4 protein-coding genes are annotated in these 3,681 nt (G+C 69.8%); 1 reads left to right on the forward strand and 3 read right to left on the reverse strand.

Annotated features, from left to right (window positions below; all coding sequences use genetic code 11):
- Window positions 1-112: 112 nt before the first annotated feature.
- The 3 genes from metG to ACFV6D_RS19015 form a co-directional block, all read right to left on the reverse strand.
- Entirely contained in the window at window positions 113-1,846 is a 1,734-nt protein-coding gene (gene metG / locus ACFV6D_RS19005) for a methionine--tRNA ligase (protein ID WP_380560548.1), read from the reverse strand.
- A 199-nt stretch (window positions 1,847-2,045) separates the two neighbouring features.
- The gene (locus ACFV6D_RS19010) at window positions 2,046-2,246 is read right to left on the reverse strand and encodes a DUF397 domain-containing protein (protein ID WP_063348346.1); all 201 of its coding nucleotides are present in this window, start codon (window positions 2,244-2,246) and stop codon (window positions 2,046-2,048) included.
- Entirely contained in the window at window positions 2,243-3,094 is an 852-nt protein-coding gene (locus ACFV6D_RS19015; RefSeq protein ID WP_063348345.1) for a helix-turn-helix transcriptional regulator, read from the reverse strand. Before ACFV6D_RS19015 ends, ACFV6D_RS19010 begins: the two co-directional genes overlap by 4 nt.
- Window positions 3,095-3,403: 309 nt before the next feature.
- Between ACFV6D_RS19015 and ACFV6D_RS19020 the strand changes: the two genes are divergently transcribed.
- Window positions 3,404-3,562 carry a hypothetical protein gene (locus ACFV6D_RS19020; RefSeq protein ID WP_159398464.1) on the forward strand — a complete coding sequence of 53 codons (159 nt, stop codon included), beginning with the start codon at window positions 3,404-3,406 and terminating at the stop codon, window positions 3,560-3,562.
- Window positions 3,563-3,681: the final 119 nt, after the last annotated feature.

Below are 3,681 nucleotides of genomic sequence, written 5' to 3' on the forward strand. Positions count from 1 at the left end.
GGGGGGGGGGGGCCGTGTAGGTCGCTCTCCCTGGGGGGTTGTGGCCTCGTACCCCCCCCGGGGGGGGGGTTGGGGGGGGGGGCGGGGGGCCCCGGCGCCCCCCCCCCGGGGCTCAGCCCTCCTGGCCGCCGAAGCGGGTGGTCCAGGCGGCCAGGTCCTCGTCGGTGATCTTGGCGAACAGCACCGGCGGCACGGTGAACGCCGTCCCGGCCGGCACCAGGTCCAGTGCCCGCGCCTGCTCCGGGCCGACCCAGGACAGGCCGGCCGCCGGAGCGTCCCCGGGCAGGGCGAAGGCGCCGCGCATCGCCGCCGCCGCGGTCGGGATGAACGGCTCGGAGACCACCGCGTACAGCTGGATCAGGTTCATCGCGGTGCGCAGGGTCAGCGCCGCCGCGTCCGGGTCGGTCTTCACCTGGAGCCAGGGCGCCTTCTCGTCCAGGTACGCGTTGCCCGCGCTCCACAGCGCGCGCAGCCCCTGCGCGGCCTTGCGGAAGTTGAGTGCGTCCAACTGGGCCTCGTACTCGGCCAGCAGGGTGGCGATCTGCTCGCCGAGGCGCTGTTCGGCCTCGCCGGGCGCGTGGCCGGCCGGGACGGCATCGCCGAAGCGCTTGCGGCTGAAGGTGAGCACCCGGTTGACGAAGTTGCCGAGGGTGTCGGCGAGGTCCTTGTTGACGACGGAGGCGAAGAGGTCCCAGGTGAAGCTGGAGTCGTCCGACTCGGGGGCGTGCGCCATCAGGAAGTAGCGCCAGTAGTCGGCCGGCAGCAGTTCCAGGGCGACGTCGGTGAAGATGCCGCGCTTCTGGCTGGTGGAGAACTTCCCGCCGTAGTACGTCAGCCAGTTGAAGGCCTTGACGTAGTCGACCTTCTTCCACGGCCGGCGCGAGCCGAGGATCGTGGCCGGGAACATCACGGTGTGGAACGGGACGTTGTCCTTGGCCATGAACTCGGTGTACCGGACGCTGTGGTCGGCCTCGTACCACCAGGACTTCCAGTCCCGGGCCTGCCCGGCCGGGGCCGCGTCCGCCCACTCCTTGGTGGCGCCGATGTACTCGATCGGGGCGTCGAACCAGACGTAGAACACCTTGCCCTCGGCCGCCAGCTCCGGCCAGACGTCGGCCGGCACCGGGACGCCCCACTCCAGGTCGCGGGTGATCGCGCGGTCCTGGAGGCCTTCGGTGAGCCACTTGCGGGCGATCGAGGAGGCCAGCACCGGCCAGTCGTCGCCGTGGGCGGCGATCCACTGTTCGACCTCGTCGGTCAGCTCCGACTGGAGCAGGAACAGGTGCCTGGTCTCCCGGACCTCCAGGTCGGAGCTGCCGCTGATCGCCGAACGCGGCTCCAGCAGGTCGGTCGGGTCCAGCACCCGGGTGCAGTTCTCGCACTGGTCGCCGCGCGCCTTGTCGTAGCCGCAGTGCGGGCAGGTGCCGACGATGTAGCGGTCCGGCAGGAAGCGGCCGTCGGCGTTGGAGTACACCTGCCGGATCGCGCGCTCCTCGATGAAGCCGTTGCGCTGGAGTTCGCGGGCGATCTCCTGGGTGATCTCGCGGTTCTGCGGGGAGGAGCTGCGGCCGAAGTGGTCGAAGGACAGCCCGAAGCCGTCGTACACCGCCTTCTGCGCGTCGTGCGCCTGGGCGCAGAATTCGGCGACGGGCAGCCCGGCCTCCTGCGCGGCCAGTTCGGCGGGAGTGCCGTGCTCGTCGGTCGCGCAGATGTAGAGCACCTCGTGGCCGCGCTGGCGCAGGTAGCGGGAGTAGACGTCCGCCGGGAGCATCGACCCGACCATGTTGCCCAGGTGCTTGATCCCGTTGATGTACGGAAGGGCGCTGGTGATCAGGTGCCGAGCCATCCTCGGATGCTCCGATTTCTCCCGCACGCGCACCCCACCCGGAGTGCTGTGCCAGGCGCAGGGGTCCACTGTGGGCTGCCAAGCCTACCGCCGCGGGGCCGGGAGGGCGGTGCGGTTCAGGGGTGGGTGCGGTTCAAGGGCGGTGCTGCTCAGGGGTGGGTGCGGCTCGGGTGCGGTGCCGCTCGGGGTCGGGTGCGGCTCAGGGCCCGACGGAGTCGCTGTACCGGTCGAACTCCCCGGCCTTCACCCCGCGGACGAACGCGGCCCACTTGCGTGGCGTGGTCCGGACGACGATCTCGGGGCGGTCCGACTCGCGGATCTCCACCAGACCGTCGGCGGCTCTGATCTCGACGCACTCGTTGCTCTCGCCGCTGGACGAGGACTTCCGCCACTCAGTCATGAGAAGTCTTTCAGTAAGGCCCGGATGAAGTCCCGGGACTCGGCCGGCCCGAGGGCGACCGCGGCGGTCTCCTCCTTGATCTGTCGGTAGGTCTGCAGTTCGGTGTCGAGGTGCACGAACTTCGGCCCGTTCGAGAGGTCGATCTGCACGGTGTCGAGCTCGGGAACGGGCCCGCGGGCGAGGTAGAGGCTCTCTCCGGACCCGGGAAAGGTGTCGACGCTGAACGGGATGGTCCGGATCTCCACCCCGGGCCGCTCGGAATCCTCCAGCACGCCGAGCAGCTGGTCGCGCAGCACCACCGCCCCGCCGAACTGCATGCGCAGCGCGGATTCGTGGATGTACGCGGCGTACGGCTTCGGGCGTTCGGTGAACAGCCGCTGGCGTTGGATCCGGAATGCCGTGCGGGCGTCGGCGTCCGGCTGGGGCATGGGTGGCCGGACCCGGGCGAACACCGCGGAGGCGTACGCCGAGGTCTGCAGCAGTCCGGGGATGAAGGTGGTGTGCAGGATGGCCAGCGACTCGGCGTGGTGTTCCATCTCCGCGATGTCGATGAGCCCGCCGGGCAGCCGGCCGCGGTAGCCGTCCCACCAGTACTTGCGCCGGTCCTGCGTCATCGCGAGCAGCGCGTCGAGGTAGGGGCCGTCGGAGCAGTGGCAGGTGCGGGCCCAGAGCCGGAGCCGTTCGGCGCTGATGCCGGACTTCCCGTTCTCCATCTGCGAGATCTTGGGCAGGTCGGTGCCCAGGGTGGCGGCCAGGCTCTTGGGCGTCACGCCCACGCGTTCGCGCATCTTGCGCAGCTCGATGCCAAGGCGCTGCTGACGCACGGTCGGCGACAAGCGGGGTGGCATGACTCTCTTCTCCGGATCGCGGCTCGGGTCGATGCTTCCGGTGAAGTGTGCCGTGCTTACCCGGCCCTAGCTACTGAAATGGGGGATACCCCACGATGGAGTGAACGTTCTCCCGCTCGGTAGCAAGTCTTGCACCTCGACCCTATGGTCGATCCCGCGTCAGTCACTGACTTGTTGTGGCCTAAACAGCCGCCAATCAGCCGTAAATACACACCAGATGCATGGTCGGCACGCTCGACATCACCGACCGGAGACTGTCATGCCGCTTCCGCTGCTTCTCGTCCCCGCCCACCGCATTCCCGCTACCCGGTGAACGGCCTGCTCGTCGCCGGTTTGTCCGCCCTCCTGCTCGCCGTCCTATTCGTCGGCTGGCTGGTCTGGCTGGTCAACGCCCAACCCCGCGAACCGCGTTCCGCAAAACGCGAGTTCGTCGTCCGCCATTCCTCCGCCGCCGTCGAGAAGAAATAGCGCGCGGCAGCGGGGGGCCCCCCCCCCGGGGGGGGGGCCCCCCGCGTGGCGGCGCACCCGGCCGCGCACTCGTTATAGAACTCGACTGCCACGCCCCCGGCACATCTCCGCCAGTATAT

The sequence above is a fragment of the Kitasatospora sp. NPDC059812 genome (assembly GCF_042732075.1).
GTDB lineage: Bacteria > Actinomycetota > Actinomycetes > Streptomycetales > Streptomycetaceae > Kitasatospora.

What these genes read in the sequence shown, in the direction of transcription:
- metG (WP_380560548.1), bottom strand. Translation starts at nt 1,846, where the DNA reads ATGGCTCGGCACCTGATCACCAGCGCCCTTCCGTACATCAACGGGATC.
- ACFV6D_RS19015 (WP_063348345.1), bottom strand. Translation starts at nt 3,094, where the DNA reads ATGCCACCCCGCTTGTCGCCGACCGTGCGTCAGCAGCGCCTTGGCATC.
- ACFV6D_RS19010 (WP_063348346.1), bottom strand. Translation starts at nt 2,246, where the DNA reads ATGACTGAGTGGCGGAAGTCCTCGTCCAGCGGCGAGAGCAACGAGTGC.